Raw genomic sequence first — 14,858 nt, 5'->3', positions numbered from 1 at the left:
ATGCAGGCAGCCGGTGACGACGTGGCGTGGTGGGTGCTGTTTCTGCTGTTCAGCGGGGCAGGGGCCTCCATGCTGGGCCTGAGCGTGCACCTGCGCGGCGGCGGCGCGTTGACCCTGCGGGCCCTGGTGGGTGCGCTGCTGCACAGCCTGATGTGGGGCATGGTGGTTTTTTTAACCGGCTACAGCACCTTGAAGGCCGACGTACCCATGTTGCTGGGCCTGAGCATTTTGAGTGGCATGGGCAGCGCCAGTGCCGCCGATGTGGTGCTCATGCTGGTGAAACACAAGCTGGGTATCAGCGTAACGATTAACCCGCCCGGAAGGGCAAAGGAGCCGAGTGATGGACAAAGTTGAACGTGCCACGGTGCACACCGAGCCGCCGTTTGCGCTGCCCACCCACGGCGGCGTGTATGCCCGCCAGGGCGACGGCGTGGTGGCGGTAGAAGGCGGCCAGGTCACCCTGGCCATAGTGGCTGCAGAGCCTGCAACTTTGGGAGACGAGCATGAAGAGCAAGCGTAAAGGCGTAGGCATCAAGGTCGAGGCTACGCCCGGCACCGAGGCCACCCTGGCGGGTGCCACCGACTACCTGGCCGCTATCGACTTCAAGTGGGACGCCGCTGCCAAGGCCGTGACCGACGAGTTTGAGTACGCCAGCGGCGGCTACGGCAGCCGCGACAAGTTCATGGTCAGCCTGACCCGCGAATGCAGCTTCACCCTGCCGCTGGTGGGCGCGGGCGCCCCGTTGGGCACCAATTTCAGCGCATCGTGGCTGGCGGTGTGGCGGGCCTGCGGCCATGCCGTCACCCCCACCACCAGCACCAACGTGCTGGTGAACCCCATCAGCGCCGGGGAAGAAGCCGCCACGCTCAACGTCAACGAAGATGGCTTCCTGCGCAAGATGACGTTTGCGCGCGGCTCCATGAAGTGGATGTTTGAAGAAGGCAAGGTGCCCCGCATGGCGGTGGCCCTGATGGGCATGTACAGCACCCCGGCGGATCTGGCCATGCCCGCCATCACCCTGCCCGTGGTACCCAAGAGCGTGGGCTTCAGCAAGAGCAACACGGTGGTCACCCTGGGCGGCACCACGCTGAAGGTGTCGAGCATCGAGATTGACGAAGTCCGCACCCACACCTACCGCAACCTGGCCAACGCCGAAGACATCGTGCCCATGGACTGCCGCCCCACGGTGTCCATGAAGTTCGAGCTGCCGGTGGCTGCGGTGAAAAACCTTTACAGCGAGCTGGAAACCACCACCACCCAGACCCTGGCCATCGCCCACGGCACCGTGGTGGGCAACCGCGTGGGCTTTGGTGCAGCGCGGGCCCAGCTGGTGGACATGAGCGAGGGCGACGACCGGGGCGTGATCTTCACCACCGCCAAGTTTGAGCTGCTGCCCACCACCGCCGGTAACGACCACTACCTGTTCACCTTCACCTGACAGGCCGCTGGCCCATGCCACCCCGGTTTACCCCTTCATTACGAGACAACCCATGAAATCAGCCCTCTCTGCCGCCTTGTTTGTGATGGCCCAGCCCGACACCTTCACCTGGCCCGTCAATGTGCGCGTGCCGCTGAACGGTACCTATGGCCAGGCCACTTTCACCGGCGAGTTTCCCAACATGGCCGACGCCGAACGCGATGCCCTGGTGGCCAGCGACGCAAGCGGCGCCGCCCAATTCACCAACGTGCAAGTGGCCGACAAGGTGCTGATCAGCTTCAGCGACCTCAAGATGCCCGACGGCAGCACCTTGCCATTCACCCCCGAGAACAAGGCCGCGCTGCTGGCCCAGCCCCGCGTGGCGAACGCCGTGGTGGGCACCTTCCTGGCCGTCACCCGTGGAGTAGCCGCAGAAAAAAACGCCTAGCGGCTGCGCGGCACTGGGCGCGCCAAGAGCGCGGCGGTGCCCAGCAGCCAGAGGACGACCACGATGACGACGAACGCACAGCCCTGGGTATCAGCGAAGCGGACTGGGACGCGGCCTTTGACTGGGCTGACGAGCCAGCGCCTGCCACCGACCCGGACGAACCGCCGCCCGGCGAACCCCTGCGCGTGTGGCCAGACAACTGGGGCGTGGTCAGCCTGTTCCTCAAATGCGCGGTATCCCAGTGGGTGCTCACCCCGCAGGGCAGGGTGCTGGGCTTCAACTACCCCGGCGTGGAAGTCGTGATGCGGCACAACACACCTTTGGTACCCGATGCCGCCCTGGCCTTTGACCAACTGCAGGGCATGGAAGCCGCTGCGCGCGGGGTGCTGAATGGCTGACCAAACCGAACGCCTGCGCGTCGTCATCGAACTGGACGGCACCGCCGCCCTGAGCGACGGCACCAAACTGAGCGCGCAACAGATACGCGACCTGGGCGACCACCTCACCCAAACCGGCAAGCAGGCCGAGGCCGCAGGCACGCAGATTGGCAAGGCAGGGCAGTCGGTCGCCACGGTAGGGCGCGAGCTGGCGCAGGGTGATTGGCGCAATGCCGCGCTGGAAGCCGGGCGCCTTGCGGTCGGTACCGGGGCCGCCAGTGGCGGTCTGGCGCTGATGGCGGGCGGCGTGGCGCTGGCCACCGTGGCCCTGGGCGGCTACGTTGCTGCCGTAGTGCAAGCCCATGCTGAAACCCAGCGCCAGAACGATGCCCTGCTGCTTACCGGCAATTACGCCGGGCTGGTGGGCGGGCAGCTGAACCAAATGGCCCGGGAGTCGGCTGCGGCCATCAACGGCAACGTGGCCAACACCCGCGAGACCATGGAAGGCCTGGTGGCCACCGGGCGCGTGACCAGCCAAAGCCTGACGAGTGTGGCCCAGGCGGTGCAGTTGGTTACCCAGTACAGCAGCAAGAACCGCGAGGCCGTGCTGAGCGACTTTGCGGGCATGGCCGACGGTGTGGCCACCTGGGCGGCCAAGCACAACCAGGCCTATCACTTCCTGAACCTCGAACAGTACAAATACATCGAGTCGCTGGAAAAGGCAGGCAAGACCCAAGAGGCCATGCAGGTCACCAGCGAGGCACTGAGCCGCCACCTGGGCGGCGACATGACTACCAACCTGGGCACTCTGCAAAAGGCATGGCAAGGCGTGAACAACTGGGCCAGCCGGGCCTGGGATGCCATGCTCAACGTGGGCCGCGAGGACACCACCGCCGACAAGATTGCCAAGATCAAGGCGCAGCTGGACGCCCTGGCCACCCGCAAGAACACGGGGCGCTACACCGACGACACCCGGGCCGAGCTGGTTGCCAACCTGCAAAGCCAATTGCAATCGGCCCAGGAAGCCGCCCGCGTGGAGCGTCGTGCGGCAGACGGCAAATCGCAAGAAGCCCAGGCCAACGAAGCCGCCATTGCCGCTGCCCGCGAAAAGCCCAAAACCCCCAAGGCCGAACGCGTAGACCCCGAGATTGAGGCCCAGCGCCGCGTGCTGGCCGAGCTGTCGGGCTACTCAGCCAGCTATGAGAAGGACGTGCAGCGCCTGGCGGCCATGTACGACAAGGGCACGCTGTCCACCGCCACCTACCAGCGGGCGCTGCAAGAGCTGCTGGCCAGGCAGCCCTTCATGCGCGAGGCGGCCAAAGCCGAGGCCGATGCCCTGCGCGAAGCCACCAAGAACCGCGAGGCCGCCGCGGCCGCCGCCACCAAAGACTACGAGGCCCGCGAGCAAGAGATTGCCGGCCTGCTCAAGGCCAACAGCACGCTGGAGCTGCAGATTGAATCGGTCGGCAAGACCAAGGGCCAGATCGACGCGCTGAAAGCCGCCCGTCTGGACCACATCATTGCCATGAAACAGGAAGACCTGGCCTCCATGGACGGCTTTGGTTTTGACGAGCAGCAGATCACCCAAAAACAGCGCCTGATCGACGCCCTGATCCAGGAACGCGACCTCACGGCCCAGCTGGGCCAGGTCCAGCTGGCCGACGACCAGCGCAAGAAAAATGAGGCCGACAGCAAGCAGTTCAGCGACGACCTGCGCCGCGACATGACCGATTCACTACAGCGCGCCTTCGAGTCGGGCAAGAACCCGGCCGAGGCCCTGGCTGCCACCCTGGCCAGCACCGTCAAGACGCGGCTGATCCGGGCCATTGCAGAGTCCATCACCAACCCGTGGCTGAAGCCGCTGGAGGGTGCGATCACCGGGCTGGTGTCCGGCTTTTTTGGGGGTGCCACAAGCCCTATGGGGGCACCCAATGTGGGGCCGCAGTTACCGGCCACCACGATGGCCCATGGCGGGGCCTGGATGGACGGCCTCCAGGCATTTGCCCAGGGCGGCACCTTTACCAATAGCGTGGTGAGCTCGCCTACCTTGTTCAAGTTTGCACAGGGTACGGGCCTGATGGGCGAGGCCGGGCCCGAGGCCATCATGCCGCTGTCGCGCGGCGCTGACGGCTCGCTGGGCGTGCGCGCAGCAGGAGGCGGTGGCCAGCAGCAGGTAACAGTGAACGTGTACCCCACTGCCGGGCAAACAGCTACCGTGCAGCAGTCGCAAAACGGCGGCGGCCTGCAGATCGACGTAATGCTGCGCCAGGTGGAAGACATGCTGGCCGACAACGTGAGCGCCGGTTCTGGCAGCCTGGCCCGCTCCATGGAAGGCCGTTACGGCCTTAGAACGGCGGTGAACTGATGGCCACCTTCCCTACCTACGTAAAGCTGGGCTGGCGCGACAGCGGCGAGCAGGCGCAGCCCATCGTGGCGCGCAGCGAGATGGAGCGCGGCGTGGCCAAGCAGCGCCGCACCCAGGCCGATGTAACCGTGACTGTGCCCATGATGCTGTACTTCGACACCGCCGCCAACGCAGCCGCCTTTGAAACCTGGGTGTACACCGATGCCAGTGGCGGGGCGGCCTGGTTCGACTTTGTGCTGCCGCGCACCGGCGTGACGGTGCAGGCGCGCATTGTGGGCGGCGACATCGGCACCCTGACCCCCAGCATCGGCAGCTGGGGCCGCACGCAGCGCAGCGTGAAGCTGGAATACGTGAAGGCCGCCCTGTGACTACCAGCGCCGCCACCACCCGCAACTTGCACGCGGTAGACGACCCGCAGGGCGTGCTCATGCTGCTGCAGCTGGACCACCCCGCACTCAGCGGCCCGGTGCGCCTGGTCAACGACACCCGCAACCTGGTCACCCTGGGCGCGACCTACCTGGGCCTGCCGTTTTCCATCTCCCTGCCCAACGACAAGGCTAAGGAAGTGCCGCGTGCCAAGCTGCAGATGGACAACGTGGGCCGCGAGCTCACCGCCGAGCTGGAGCGCCTGCCCCCCGGTGCGGCACTCATGGCCACCATCTTGATGGTCCATCGCACCACGCCGGGGGTGGTGGACTACAGCTTTACCGCTCCGCTCAGCGGCGTGCGGGTGGACATGCACACCCTGAGCGCCACCATGGGCCCAGACGACCTGCTGCGCCGCCCTGCGGTGCTGCTGCGCTACGACCCCATAAGCGCCCCGGCGCTGTTCCCGGACTGAAACCCCCCATGCCAACCCTTTTTGACCAAGCGCAGCGCTACGTGGGCACGCCCTACTTGGTGGGCGAGTTCGACTGTGCCGACCTGGCCGCCCAGGTGCAGTGGCAGGTGTTTGGCCGCGTGGTCGAGCTGCCCACCCACCGCAAGCGCCCAGGCGGCGCACTGGGCCAGGCCCGGGAGATCCACCGCCTGCAGGGCACCCTGGCCGACCCGGTGGCCACGCCTGCCGACGGCTGCGCCGTGCTGATGTTTGAGCCCGGCCCCACGGCTCCGCTGTGGCATGTGGGCACCGTGTTCATGCGCGACGGGCAGGTATGGGTGCTGCACAACAGCTTTGGCCTGGGCAGCGCCGCCCTGCAGCGCCTGGAAGACCTGCAGCGCTTTGGCATGCGGCTGGACGGCTTTTACGCCTGGAGGGCCGCAGCATGACGGCGCTGGTAGTCACCCCGCACCCGCTGAGCACCCAGGGCCAGCAGGTGCTGGACGCACAGGCGGCGGCGCTGGTACCGGGTGAAACCCTGGACCTGTTTTTGCAGCGCCACGGCGTGGTTGCCGGGCAGCAGTGGGTGGTATCCATCGGCGGGGTGGAGGTGGCCGAGGCGCACTGGCTGCGCCTGCGGCCCAAGCACGGCCACCTGATCGAGGCGCGTCGGGTGCCGCAAAAGCAGGTGCTGCAGCTTGTGGCGATTGCAGCTTTGGCATATTTCACTTTCGGCGCCGGTGGCTTGGGTGCCAGTGGGTGGCTGACGGGTATGGGGTTCTCGGGTGTCACTGGCTACATTGCGGCCGGTGTGATCTTCATGGCTGGCAGCATGGTGATAAACAAGCTGCTGGGCCCCAAGGCGCTGACCCCGGTAACCAATTCCGAAAACCCCAGCTATTCGCTGACCGGTGGGCGCAATACCTCCCGCCTGTTTGAACCCATGGGCCTGGTGCTGGGCCAGCCCTATTGCGTGCCCGACCTGGCCGCACAAAACTACACCTTCTTTGCCAACGGCGAGCAGTTTCTGTGGCAGCTGTTCCACGCAGGGCTTAACTGCGCCAGCGTGGACACGCTGCGCATCGGGCAGACGGCCATTGGCACCTACCAGGGCGTAACCCTGAGTTACCAAGGCTTTGCCAGCGGCAACACGGGCCTACCGGTACTCACATCCAGCGTGGACACTGTGGCCGGGGCCCTGCTGGACGCTCCCACCAGCCCTGGCGCATGGGTCACCCGCACCACCAGCGTGAACACCATCCAATTGGTGGTCGACCTGGAGGGCCAGCTGTTCAAGGTGGGCGGCAATGGCGCGTATGAAAACCTGCTGTGCATCCTGGAGGTGGAATTCCGGGCCGTGGGCAGCAGCACCTGGCAGATGCTGCACAGCGAACCCTACGACGTGGTGACCCCACCGGTGTACACCCACGTGGGCCATGGGGCCGACTACGAATCCACCCTGGTCAGCCCGGGCTATACCACCACCATCACCCCCACCAATGTGCGGCTCAACAACGCCAACAGCAAGCCGCTGCGCCTGAGCCTGCAGCGCAGCGTGCCCGCTGGGCAGTACGAGGTGCGGGCGCGCAAGATCACGGCCAACGAAACATCCACTTCCGCCCAAAATGCCATCCAGTGGACCGTGCTGAAAAGCTACCAGCTCGACACCGGCAACTACGCAGGCCAGGCCCGCCTGGGCGTGCAGATCCAGGCCAGTGGCCAACTCAGCGGCAGCCTGGACGAGCTGAACTGGATGGCCACCGCCAACCCGCACCCGTACTGGAACGGCAGCACCTGGACCACCGCCACAAACCGCGGCAACGGCCTGAGCAACCCCGGCGCGCTGATATTGCTGCTGGCGCGCGGCATCTACGGGCCGGATGGGCGGCTGCTGGCCGGGCTGGGGTTTGCCGACAGCCAGATTGACATCGCCGGGCTGCAGGGCTTCATGGTGCGCTGCGCGGCCAAGGGCTTCACCTTCGACTATTTTGTGCAAGAGAGCACCAGCGTGGGCGACCTGCTCAATGCCATTGCCGCCGCAGGCATGGGCACCGTGAGCTGGCACACCGGCAAGCTGGGCGTAGTCTGGTTCAGCGAAGACGACCCGGTGGAGAGCGTGCTGAACATGGGCACCATGAAGGCCAAAAGCTTCAGCGTGGACTACGACACCGGCGCCACCGCCGACGAAATGGAGTACCAGTACTTTGACCGCAACCGGGGCAATGCCTGGAAGAGCGTGCGCGTGCTGGCCCCCGGCGTCACCACGCCCACCGACACCGCCCGCCAGAAGCTGGTGGGCGTGACCAGCGAGGCGCACGCCGCCATCCTGGCCCGCTTCAGCATGGCGCAAAACATCTACCTGCGCAAAACCGTGAACTGCGAGGTGGACCTGGAGCACATGACCTTCCGCCGCGGCACCGTGATAGCCGTGAGCCACGACGTCACCCAGTGGGGCTATGGCGGGCGGCTTAAGGCGGCCAGCAACGCGGGCGGCACCGTCACCCTCACGCTGGACGACGTGGTACCCGCCGTCTCGCCCACCGGCGCCACCAGCCGCTACGTAGGCCTGCGCCTGGCGGGTGAGCGGCAGTACCGCATTTTTCCCATTGCCGCCTTCACCGGCAGCAGCCGAGTGCTCACACTGGCCACCGCCTGGCCTGGCGGCGTGTCGGTACCGGGCGACAGCGCCAGCAACCCCGCTTGGGACGCAGTGTGGATCTACGACTTCAAGGCCACCCCAGGCCAAAAGATGCGGGTGGCCGACATCAGCCCGCAGGGCAACATGGAGGGCGCACGCGTGGCCCTGGTGCCCGAGAGCCCGGAGTTTTGGACCTACGTGTGGACTGGGGCCTACACCCCGCCGCCCAATACCAGTCTGCTGCAGGGCGGGCCGGTGGTGTCGGGCGTGCTGGTGACCGAGCAGCTCAAGCGCCAAGGCACCACCTACTACACCGAACTCACGCTCACCTTCGACGTGACCGGCAGCTACGCCCAGGCCGAGCTGTGGGGCGCCATGGGCGATGGGGTCAAAGCTCTGCTGGCCACCACCCGCGGCACCCGCCTCACCTGGCAGGGCGGGCTGAGCGAGACGTGGTACCTGGAGCTGCGCACCTTCAGCGACCTGCACACCGGCACGCCCTACGCCACGGGCTACAAGGTGGCCGGCCTGTCGGTGCCGCCCGAGCCGTTCGACTTCTTCACCATCCAGGTGCAGCCAGACGGCACGCGCCAGTACAACTTTGGCTACAACTCGCTGGACGCACAGCCCGCCGACTGGCTGGGCTGCGAGATCCGCTACACCAGCGGCACCGTGCCCGCGCCCGACTGGGCCAGCATGCAACTGCTGCAAGACACCACCACCTACTACACGCACAGCCCGGTGGAGCTCAACGCGCCGCTCAGTGGCATTTACACCTTTGCGGCCAAGTCCATCGACACCACGGGTAACGAGAGCAGCATGCTGGTGCGCACCATTGCGCTGCCCGACCGGCGGCTGGGCAACGTGTTTGACGAGTTTTTTGAAGAACAAGAGGGGTGGCTGGGCACCAAAACCGGCTGCCAGGTGCAGGGCGGCATTCTGGAAGCGCTGGACAGCACCACCTGGGCCACGCTGCCCAGCACCTGGGCGGGCTGGACGCGCTGGAATCTCAACCCCACCAGCCCCATCACCTACACCACCCCGGTGCGCGACTTTGGCACCGTGATTGCGGGCCAGGTGAACAGCACGATTGATGCCGACGGCACCCTGGTGCAGGAGATACGGGTGAGCGCCGACGGCAGCACCTGGGGCGCATGGGGTAGTTCGGTGGCACCGTTCAACACCCGTTACATCCAGCTGCGCATTACCGTGGCGGCCACCACCCCCAGCCCTGTGCCCACGGTGCGCAGCTGGCGCTACCAGATCAACGCGCCCATCAAGAGCGAGTACATCAACGACGTGCAGATTGCCACCCTGGGCACCCTGTACCGCCTGGGCGTGGGCGACGTGCGCATACCGCTGGGCGGCAGCTACAGCATCCTGAAGCGCACCACCATCGTGGTCCAGGACAACCGGTCGGGCACCTGGACCTATGTGCGCATCGACCAGGCCCTGAGCCCCGGCCCACGCTGGCAGTTCCGCCTGAACGGCACGCTGACCGACCCGCAATACGTGGATTTTTTTGTAGAAGGATATTGACCATGACCTACCCGGCAAGCGATGTAAACCGCACCAACGCGGATGCCAGCACCGACAGCCCGGCCACGTTCCGCAGCGATGCCTTGGACTTGATTGACAAGTTCAATCTGCTGCGCAACCACATCAGTTCGTTCATGCAAGGGCTGCTGGCCAGCGCCAACGCTGCAGCCGTGCGCACGGCTCTGGATGTGCCCACCATCACCGGGGGCGGGGCCACAGGCAACTGGAATATCAATGCGGCCAACGCCATCGGGGCCGGGCAGGTATGGCGCGATGTGACTGGCTCCCGGGCTGCGTCGGTCAACTACACGTCACCGGGGCGCCCTATTGAAATATGCGTCGTGGTCTCTCTGGTGCCGGGCTCCACTGCGCAACTCTCTATCGGCGGGGTTGGGACCGACTACCTCTACACCAGCGCGTACGGTGCCAACATGCTGCGAGCCGTCATACCGCCTTCGACCGGCTACGTGGTCCTGGTGGACGGCGGAGCGACCGTATCCGCTTGGCGTGAATTGAGCTAAGGTAAAAAATGCAGTACTACAAAACACCCGATGGCCAGGTGTGGGCCTTTGAAGCCGACGGCACACAAGATGACTTGATCACCGACGACATGGTGGTCATGACCCCCGAGGAGGTAGCCGCGCACCTTGCCCCTCCATCCCCCGCCGTGCCCCAGGTGGTCGAGATGGTGCAGGCCCGCCTGGCCCTGCTGCACGCCGGGCACCTGGCCACCGTCAAAACGGCCATTGCCAGCATGCCCGGCCTGGCAGGCGACGAGGCCCGGGAAGTGTGGGAGTTTGGCCCCCGCGTGCGGCGCGACTCCAACCTGGTGGCGGCCATGGCCCAGGTGCTGGGGCTGGACGGCGCGGCGCTGGACGCGCTGTTTGTAGACGCGGCCACGCGTTGAACCCATAAAGGCTGGCCACACCATGCGCACCGTCACTTTGCCGCGTGAATTCACGGTGCTGATGTTTGACCGGCCCGGCACGGTCAACCCCAGCAGCAGCCTGCAGGTGGTGCAGATCGGCGACCGGGCTTTCATCCACAGCCTGATTGGCCCGGGCTTCTACGCCATGCTGGCCGAGGAAGGACTGGCGGCCTTTGCAAAGAAGGGGGTGCGCTACGTGTATGCCGCCGTGAGCGATGCGCACCTGCGGCTGATGCGCACCCGGCTACCGGGCATATGGCTGGAGGAACTGGCGGGCGGCTGCGAGATCGAGGGGCACCGCTTCAACTGGGTGTTGCTGCAGGAGGGGCCTGCGCCTAGTCAGTAGTGACTTAGTTTTTGAACAGCGAGAGCAGCGCCAGTTGCTTCTCGGGTGGCAGGCCGTGGAACACACGGAGCATGGCCCGGTCGAGCTCCGAAAGGGCTTCGCCCGGGCCTTTTTCGTTGATGTGCAGCACCGTCGCGGCGTGGGGCTGACTCATGGGATGAACCTTGGGGGCGGGTGGCGGTTCTGCAGCGGCTTGAAGGCTGTCGCGCAGACGAATGTTTATTTCAGCCGTGATGCGCCTTCCGCTGAGCGTGGCTTGGCGCATCAACTCCAGTTTGAGCGGTGCCGGAAGGCGAAGTAACAGCGAATCGTCGTTTTTTTCCACAGATTTCATGGCTTTCAAGGGTCGCTGATTTTCATGCCTTTTGACGGCGAACAAAAACATTTACAAAAGTGAAATCGTTTGATACCATTTGATATCGCAATGAAATCACATGAGATCAACAAGTGAAAAAACCAAGCAAAACCCCTGTACCCGCCTTGCTGCGGTTACCTCCCCCTTTGTTGAAGAAGCTGGACGCAGCGGCACGGTCCCAAAGCCGCAGCCGCAATGCCGAGGCATGCCTGCGGCTTTCCGAAAGTTTCAAGGCGAAAAAACCAATGGTTGCCGAGGTGGTGGCATGAGCGGCGTGGTGCATGGCGTGACTGTGGCGCATGCGCCCCGCCACTACAAGTGAAACGAAGCGGGAAATTCACCAATGACGACCAAACACGAAGTGGGGCCAACGGCAAATCCGTTTAGAGCTTTCAGCGACCTGGTGGACAAAGCGGGCACTGCTGATCTCGCTGTCCAGATGGGCATGCGTATCGGCACGCTCTACAACAAGGCCGATGCCGATGAGAAATCGCACCACCAGCCCACGCTGCGCGACGTGATGCTGGCCACCCGCCTGACCGGCGACATGCGGGTGCTGGACGCAATGAACGAGTCCTTTGGCCGGGCGGCGTTTGACGTGCGGCCGCACACCAGCGACAGCGACGAGGCGCTGCTGGAGCTGGTGTGCAAGTTGGGCGCGGAGCATGGCGAGTTCCTCAGCGTGGTGCGCTCTGCCCTGATCGACCACAACTTCAACCGCCATGCACTGAACGCCATCCGGGCCGAGGCCTTCGATGTGGTCGGCGCCCTGATGACGCTGGTGGCCCGGCTGGAGGGCCTGCTCGATGACTGACTACGAGATCACCCACGCCGTGCCCGCCGGGTACGAGCTGGGCGGCGACCGGCTGGCCAAGAACCTGGCGGCCCTGTTTGGGGCCGAGATTGCGGCCGCCTTTAACGCGGAGTACGCGGATGCCAAAGCTTTTTCAACACCACCCGGATGCACAGGCATTGGTGCAGGCCCTGACAGCAGTGCCGGTGCCCGACCAGCAGCAGGCGGTGGCGCTGGCCATGTACCGCAGCAGCGCGGTGTTGCGGCAACGGTTTACCAGTTTCGACGCGCTGATGGCGCACCCGGTCACGGGGCGGTGCGTGGCGATGGCGGCGGCAGCAGTGGTGCGTAACCGGCTGCAGCGCGCCAAGAGATTTGGCTGGTGATGCCGAGCGGCGGCGACTGGCTGGGTGGGGCGGTGCTGGCGGCGGCCTTGGGCGGCTTGGGGCTGGCACTGGATGGGGTTTCTACAAACAAAGGACACGGCGATGGCAATGAACAAACGGTATTTGACGGACGGGGAGCAACGGCTGCTGCTGATGGCAGCACGGGGCTGCAGCGATGTGCTGGCGCAGCGCGACCATGCCTGGATGCGCCTACTGATCGAGACGGGCATGCGGGTGAACGAGCTGGCCACCCTGAGCCAGGCGCAGGCGATACGGGCCCTGGCCAGTGGCTGGCTGGTGCTGACCAAGGCACAGCGCAAGGGGGGCAAGCAGGGGCACGAGTACCTGGTGACCGAGCCGGTGCGCCAGTGCCTGGAGCGCCTGCTGAAGCTGCACGCTGACATGCGCCCCGCGCTGGCGCACGGCTGGGACGGCGAGCCGCCATTGCTGTGGGGCCGCTGCAGCGAGTGGGGCGCCGATGGCGATATCGCCCAGGTGGCCGTGGAGCACCTGAGCGTGCGCAGCCTGCAGGCCCGCATGGCGCATTGGACCCAGGTGGCAGGCCTGCCGCCCGGCGTGAGCCCGCATTGGCTGCGCCACACCCGGGGCGTCAACATCATCCGTCGCAGCCGGGGCAAAAACCCGCTGAAGGTGGCGCAGCAGGCGCTGGGCCATGTGTCGATTGCCAGCACCGGCATCTACACCCAGATGTGCCGCGAAGAGTACGAGCAGGAGCTGCACAACGTGGCAGGCGGGCGCATGCGCAAGGCAGCGGCCCGGGGCTCGGCAGGGCAGGGTAGTGGGGTGGCGGCGTGAGCGCGGCGGTGGCACAAGCGGCTGCACCGCGCACCCGTGAAGAGCTGCTGGAGCGCGACCGCATGGGCACGCTGAGCCGCTACACGGCCGAGCAGCAGGCCGCAGCGTTGCTGATCTACAAGCTGGTGAAGCGCTGCCCCGACACCGGTGGAGGTATCCGGGCTGCCAAGTTCTTGCTGGGCTTGTACAACGGCCCGCGCTTCCCGTTTGACCTGACGGACCTGCGCTGTTTCGACCCCTCCACCTTCCAGGCGGCCATGGTGGTACTGCGCATGGATGCCGAGCACACCTACTGCGAGATCCATGTGCTGCTGAACGCCATCCTGGGTCCCAGCGCCAATGTGGGTGCGGAGCTGGAGCACTGGGCCTACGACATCGGCCTGAAGGGCTGCTGCAAAAAGAGCCAGCTGCCCGAGCTGCGGAGGGCATGAGCATGCTTTTCAAAGTAACCCACATCGACCGTGCCGGCCACCGCCACCAGGCCCGGGTGTCGGCCCTGAGCGTAGGCGATGCCATCGACCAGGTGGAGCGCCTGTGGGGCGTGCCCCGCTCGCTGGCCTGTGTGCGCATGCCTGCCCGGCCTGTGCTGCAACTGGTGGCCCGCGGCCACCACCATTTTCAAATCACCGGGAGAACCTTATGCGCGTAGTGCTGTGGCGTTTGGCGATGTTTGTGCTGCTGGGCGTGGAGTTCGTGTGGCTGCTGCCCGAGGTGCTGGTGGACCGCATCGGCGGCCTGCTGCGCCGTGCGGCCGATGCGGCCGAGATCAACTGGATCCTGGCCGGGGTGAATGCAGCCCTGGCCGCCAAGCTGAAAGCCAAGGGCATGACCCGGGCGCAGTTTGACGAGTCCATGGGGGACTGGTGATGGGCGCGGCGGCCAAAGCTGTGGCGCCGCTGGCCCCGTGCACCGCCCGCCCGCTGGCCGCGGTGCTGGTGGAGCGCCTGGTGGCCGCAGGCACCTGGGTAAACCGGGCCACTTTGGTGCGCGGGCTGAGCACCAGCGCGGTGGCGCTGGAAGACGCGCTGGCCGACCTGGTGGTGGACGCAAAGGCCGAATGGCGCGACGGGGCGGGCTACCGGCTGGCGGGTGGGCTGCTGGCCCGGCAGGCGGCGCAGAAGCGGCAGGCCGGGGGCCACGCCCGCCAGGTGCTGGGCCGCGAGATCAACGGGGCCTACCGCGTAGGGGTGGCCGAGCTGGTGCCCGGCGTGGGGCCGGTGATGTACGAGCTGGTGCTGCCCCTGCCGGGGGCGGGCCCGCAATTTATGGCGCAGCACCAGAAACAGGTGCAAGCGGTGATGGATTTTTCAATGCGAGGGAGCGAGTGATGGGGATTTACCGAATTGAGACCGTGCGCGACCAGGTGTTGCACCTGCTGCGCGGTCAGAAAAAGGCCGTGGGCCGCGACTGGATGGCGCTGGCCCTGCATTTGCCGACCTATGCGGTGGATGCGGGCCTGGAGGCGGCGCAGGCCGGTGGCCTGGTGACGTATGCGGCGGGCGAAGGCTGGTGGATTGCCACTTCGCGGCCCGAATTTTTGGAGCCAAAAGAGGGCCTAGCGCCTGATGAGCGGTCACGGGTAGCTAGTATTTCTGTAGCAGAACATTCACATATTTAAGGGGATTGGGA

At 65.8% G+C, this 14,858-nt stretch carries 23 protein-coding genes; 22 read left to right on the top strand and 1 reads right to left on the bottom strand.

The genetic code is table 11. The features are described from left to right. The 13 genes from AB3G31_RS12725 (at nucleotide 1) to AB3G31_RS12665 (ending at nucleotide 10,879) form a co-directional block, all read left to right on the top strand. Nucleotides 1-354: a hypothetical protein gene (locus AB3G31_RS12725; protein WP_367846451.1), complete on the top strand. Its 354-nt coding sequence runs from the start codon at nucleotides 1-3 to the stop codon at nucleotides 352-354. Beyond that, nucleotides 341-520 (top strand): hypothetical protein, encoded by a 180-nt coding sequence (locus AB3G31_RS12720; protein ID WP_367846450.1) that lies wholly within the window; start codon nucleotides 341-343, stop codon nucleotides 518-520. The genes AB3G31_RS12725 and AB3G31_RS12720 overlap by 14 nt, the downstream gene beginning before the upstream one ends. After that, nucleotides 504-1,439 (top strand): hypothetical protein, encoded by a 936-nt coding sequence (locus AB3G31_RS12715; RefSeq protein ID WP_367846449.1) that lies wholly within the window; start codon nucleotides 504-506, stop codon nucleotides 1,437-1,439. The genes AB3G31_RS12720 and AB3G31_RS12715 overlap by 17 nt, the downstream gene beginning before the upstream one ends. A 52-nt stretch (nucleotides 1,440-1,491) precedes the next feature. Further along, nucleotides 1,492-1,866: a hypothetical protein gene (locus AB3G31_RS12710; protein WP_367846448.1), complete on the top strand. Its 375-nt coding sequence runs from the start codon at nucleotides 1,492-1,494 to the stop codon at nucleotides 1,864-1,866. A gap of 185 nt (nucleotides 1,867-2,051) precedes the next feature. Further along, nucleotides 2,052-2,264, top strand: coding sequence for a DUF1799 domain-containing protein (locus tag AB3G31_RS12705; protein ID WP_367846447.1), 213 nt, complete (start codon nucleotides 2,052-2,054; stop codon nucleotides 2,262-2,264). Beyond that, the gene (locus tag AB3G31_RS12700) at nucleotides 2,257-4,608 is read left to right on the top strand and encodes a phage tail length tape measure family protein (RefSeq protein ID WP_367846446.1); all 2,352 of its coding nucleotides are present in this window, start codon (nucleotides 2,257-2,259) and stop codon (nucleotides 4,606-4,608) included. Before AB3G31_RS12705 ends, AB3G31_RS12700 begins: the two co-directional genes overlap by 8 nt. After that, nucleotides 4,608-4,976 (top strand): hypothetical protein, encoded by a 369-nt coding sequence (locus AB3G31_RS12695; protein ID WP_367846445.1) that lies wholly within the window; start codon nucleotides 4,608-4,610, stop codon nucleotides 4,974-4,976. The genes AB3G31_RS12700 and AB3G31_RS12695 overlap by 1 nt, the downstream gene beginning before the upstream one ends. Further along, a complete protein-coding gene (locus tag AB3G31_RS12690) occupies nucleotides 4,973-5,449 on the top strand; it encodes a DUF1833 family protein (protein ID WP_367846444.1) in 477 nt (158 codons plus the stop codon). The genes AB3G31_RS12695 and AB3G31_RS12690 overlap by 4 nt, the downstream gene beginning before the upstream one ends. An 8-nt stretch (nucleotides 5,450-5,457) precedes the next feature. Further along, nucleotides 5,458-5,877: a hypothetical protein gene (locus AB3G31_RS12685; RefSeq protein ID WP_367846443.1), complete on the top strand. Its 420-nt coding sequence runs from the start codon at nucleotides 5,458-5,460 to the stop codon at nucleotides 5,875-5,877. Further along, the gene (locus AB3G31_RS12680; RefSeq protein WP_367846442.1) at nucleotides 5,874-9,605 is read left to right on the top strand and encodes a host specificity factor TipJ family phage tail protein; all 3,732 of its coding nucleotides are present in this window, start codon (nucleotides 5,874-5,876) and stop codon (nucleotides 9,603-9,605) included. Before AB3G31_RS12685 ends, AB3G31_RS12680 begins: the two co-directional genes overlap by 4 nt. Before the next feature lie 2 nt (nucleotides 9,606-9,607). Then, nucleotides 9,608-10,126, top strand: coding sequence for a hypothetical protein (locus tag AB3G31_RS12675; protein ID WP_367846441.1), 519 nt, complete (start codon nucleotides 9,608-9,610; stop codon nucleotides 10,124-10,126). 8 nt (nucleotides 10,127-10,134) lie between these two features. Then, nucleotides 10,135-10,512 (top strand): hypothetical protein, encoded by a 378-nt coding sequence (locus tag AB3G31_RS12670; RefSeq protein WP_367846440.1) that lies wholly within the window; start codon nucleotides 10,135-10,137, stop codon nucleotides 10,510-10,512. A gap of 22 nt (nucleotides 10,513-10,534) precedes the next feature. Beyond that, a complete protein-coding gene (locus tag AB3G31_RS12665; protein ID WP_367846439.1) occupies nucleotides 10,535-10,879 on the top strand; it encodes a hypothetical protein in 345 nt (114 codons plus the stop codon). A gap of 4 nt (nucleotides 10,880-10,883) precedes the next feature. Here the strand turns inward: AB3G31_RS12665 and AB3G31_RS12660 are convergent, their stop codons facing one another. After that, the gene (locus tag AB3G31_RS12660; protein ID WP_367846438.1) at nucleotides 10,884-11,264 is read right to left on the bottom strand and encodes a hypothetical protein; all 381 of its coding nucleotides are present in this window, start codon (nucleotides 11,262-11,264) and stop codon (nucleotides 10,884-10,886) included. Between the two features lie 62 nt (nucleotides 11,265-11,326). On the opposite strand from AB3G31_RS12660, the gene AB3G31_RS12655 reads away from it, so the two are divergent. From AB3G31_RS12655 to AB3G31_RS12615, 9 genes are all read left to right on the top strand, one after another. Further along, complete coding sequence (locus AB3G31_RS12655; protein ID WP_367846437.1) at nucleotides 11,327-11,503, top strand: Arc family DNA-binding protein; 177 nt, start codon at nucleotides 11,327-11,329, stop codon at nucleotides 11,501-11,503. Nucleotides 11,504-11,577: 74 nt separating this feature from the next. Beyond that, nucleotides 11,578-12,048 carry a phage regulatory CII family protein gene (locus tag AB3G31_RS12650; RefSeq protein ID WP_367846436.1) on the top strand — a complete coding sequence of 157 codons (471 nt, stop codon included), beginning with the start codon at nucleotides 11,578-11,580 and terminating at the stop codon, nucleotides 12,046-12,048. Nucleotides 12,049-12,167: 119 nt separating this feature from the next. After that, nucleotides 12,168-12,413: a hypothetical protein gene (locus tag AB3G31_RS12645; RefSeq protein ID WP_367846435.1), complete on the top strand. Its 246-nt coding sequence runs from the start codon at nucleotides 12,168-12,170 to the stop codon at nucleotides 12,411-12,413. Nucleotides 12,414-12,515: 102 nt separating this feature from the next. Continuing rightward, nucleotides 12,516-13,229 (top strand): tyrosine-type recombinase/integrase, encoded by a 714-nt coding sequence (locus AB3G31_RS12640; protein WP_367846434.1) that lies wholly within the window; start codon nucleotides 12,516-12,518, stop codon nucleotides 13,227-13,229. After that, nucleotides 13,226-13,660, top strand: a complete 435-nt coding sequence (locus AB3G31_RS12635; protein WP_367846433.1) for a hypothetical protein — start codon at nucleotides 13,226-13,228, stop codon at nucleotides 13,658-13,660. The genes AB3G31_RS12640 and AB3G31_RS12635 overlap by 4 nt, the downstream gene beginning before the upstream one ends. Before the next feature lie 2 nt (nucleotides 13,661-13,662). Beyond that, on the top strand, nucleotides 13,663-13,878 hold the full coding sequence (locus AB3G31_RS12630; protein WP_367846432.1) for a hypothetical protein: 216 nt from the start codon (nucleotides 13,663-13,665) through the stop codon (nucleotides 13,876-13,878). Beyond that, nucleotides 13,869-14,096: a hypothetical protein gene (locus AB3G31_RS12625; RefSeq protein WP_367846431.1), complete on the top strand. Its 228-nt coding sequence runs from the start codon at nucleotides 13,869-13,871 to the stop codon at nucleotides 14,094-14,096. The genes AB3G31_RS12630 and AB3G31_RS12625 overlap by 10 nt, the downstream gene beginning before the upstream one ends. Next, on the top strand, nucleotides 14,096-14,557 hold the full coding sequence (locus tag AB3G31_RS12620; RefSeq protein WP_367846430.1) for a hypothetical protein: 462 nt from the start codon (nucleotides 14,096-14,098) through the stop codon (nucleotides 14,555-14,557). Before AB3G31_RS12625 ends, AB3G31_RS12620 begins: the two co-directional genes overlap by 1 nt. After that, on the top strand, nucleotides 14,557-14,847 hold the full coding sequence (locus tag AB3G31_RS12615) for a hypothetical protein (protein WP_367846429.1): 291 nt from the start codon (nucleotides 14,557-14,559) through the stop codon (nucleotides 14,845-14,847). The genes AB3G31_RS12620 and AB3G31_RS12615 overlap by 1 nt, the downstream gene beginning before the upstream one ends. Nucleotides 14,848-14,858 lie beyond the last annotated feature (11 nt).

Source organism: Rhodoferax sp. WC2427, assembly GCF_040822085.1.
In the GTDB taxonomy this organism is placed as follows: domain Bacteria; phylum Pseudomonadota; class Gammaproteobacteria; order Burkholderiales; family Burkholderiaceae_C; genus Rhodoferax_B.
Note: the sequence above shows the minus strand (reverse complement) of the source record. Positions and strands in the feature narration are given on the sequence as shown.

Bases quoted from the DNA above. Each gene is read 5' to 3' on its own strand.
- AB3G31_RS12725 (WP_367846451.1), top strand. From the start codon at position 1: ATGCAGGCAGCCGGTGACGACGTGGCGTGGTGGGTGCTGTTTCTGCTG.
- AB3G31_RS12720 (WP_367846450.1), top strand. From the start codon at position 341: ATGGACAAAGTTGAACGTGCCACGGTGCACACCGAGCCGCCGTTTGCG.
- AB3G31_RS12715 (WP_367846449.1), top strand. From the start codon at position 504: ATGAAGAGCAAGCGTAAAGGCGTAGGCATCAAGGTCGAGGCTACGCCC.
- AB3G31_RS12710 (WP_367846448.1), top strand. From the start codon at position 1,492: ATGAAATCAGCCCTCTCTGCCGCCTTGTTTGTGATGGCCCAGCCCGAC.
- AB3G31_RS12700 (WP_367846446.1), top strand. From the start codon at position 2,257: ATGGCTGACCAAACCGAACGCCTGCGCGTCGTCATCGAACTGGACGGC.
- AB3G31_RS12695 (WP_367846445.1), top strand. From the start codon at position 4,608: ATGGCCACCTTCCCTACCTACGTAAAGCTGGGCTGGCGCGACAGCGGC.
- AB3G31_RS12685 (WP_367846443.1), top strand. From the start codon at position 5,458: ATGCCAACCCTTTTTGACCAAGCGCAGCGCTACGTGGGCACGCCCTAC.
- AB3G31_RS12680 (WP_367846442.1), top strand. From the start codon at position 5,874: ATGACGGCGCTGGTAGTCACCCCGCACCCGCTGAGCACCCAGGGCCAG.
- AB3G31_RS12675 (WP_367846441.1), top strand. From the start codon at position 9,608: ATGACCTACCCGGCAAGCGATGTAAACCGCACCAACGCGGATGCCAGC.
- AB3G31_RS12670 (WP_367846440.1), top strand. From the start codon at position 10,135: ATGCAGTACTACAAAACACCCGATGGCCAGGTGTGGGCCTTTGAAGCC.
- AB3G31_RS12665 (WP_367846439.1), top strand. From the start codon at position 10,535: ATGCGCACCGTCACTTTGCCGCGTGAATTCACGGTGCTGATGTTTGAC.
- AB3G31_RS12660 (WP_367846438.1), bottom strand. From the start codon at position 11,264: ATGTTTTTGTTCGCCGTCAAAAGGCATGAAAATCAGCGACCCTTGAAA.
- AB3G31_RS12650 (WP_367846436.1), top strand. From the start codon at position 11,578: ATGACGACCAAACACGAAGTGGGGCCAACGGCAAATCCGTTTAGAGCT.
- AB3G31_RS12645 (WP_367846435.1), top strand. From the start codon at position 12,168: ATGCCAAAGCTTTTTCAACACCACCCGGATGCACAGGCATTGGTGCAG.
- AB3G31_RS12640 (WP_367846434.1), top strand. From the start codon at position 12,516: ATGGCAATGAACAAACGGTATTTGACGGACGGGGAGCAACGGCTGCTG.
- AB3G31_RS12630 (WP_367846432.1), top strand. From the start codon at position 13,663: ATGCTTTTCAAAGTAACCCACATCGACCGTGCCGGCCACCGCCACCAG.
- AB3G31_RS12625 (WP_367846431.1), top strand. From the start codon at position 13,869: ATGCGCGTAGTGCTGTGGCGTTTGGCGATGTTTGTGCTGCTGGGCGTG.
- AB3G31_RS12620 (WP_367846430.1), top strand. From the start codon at position 14,096: ATGGGCGCGGCGGCCAAAGCTGTGGCGCCGCTGGCCCCGTGCACCGCC.
- AB3G31_RS12615 (WP_367846429.1), top strand. From the start codon at position 14,557: ATGGGGATTTACCGAATTGAGACCGTGCGCGACCAGGTGTTGCACCTG.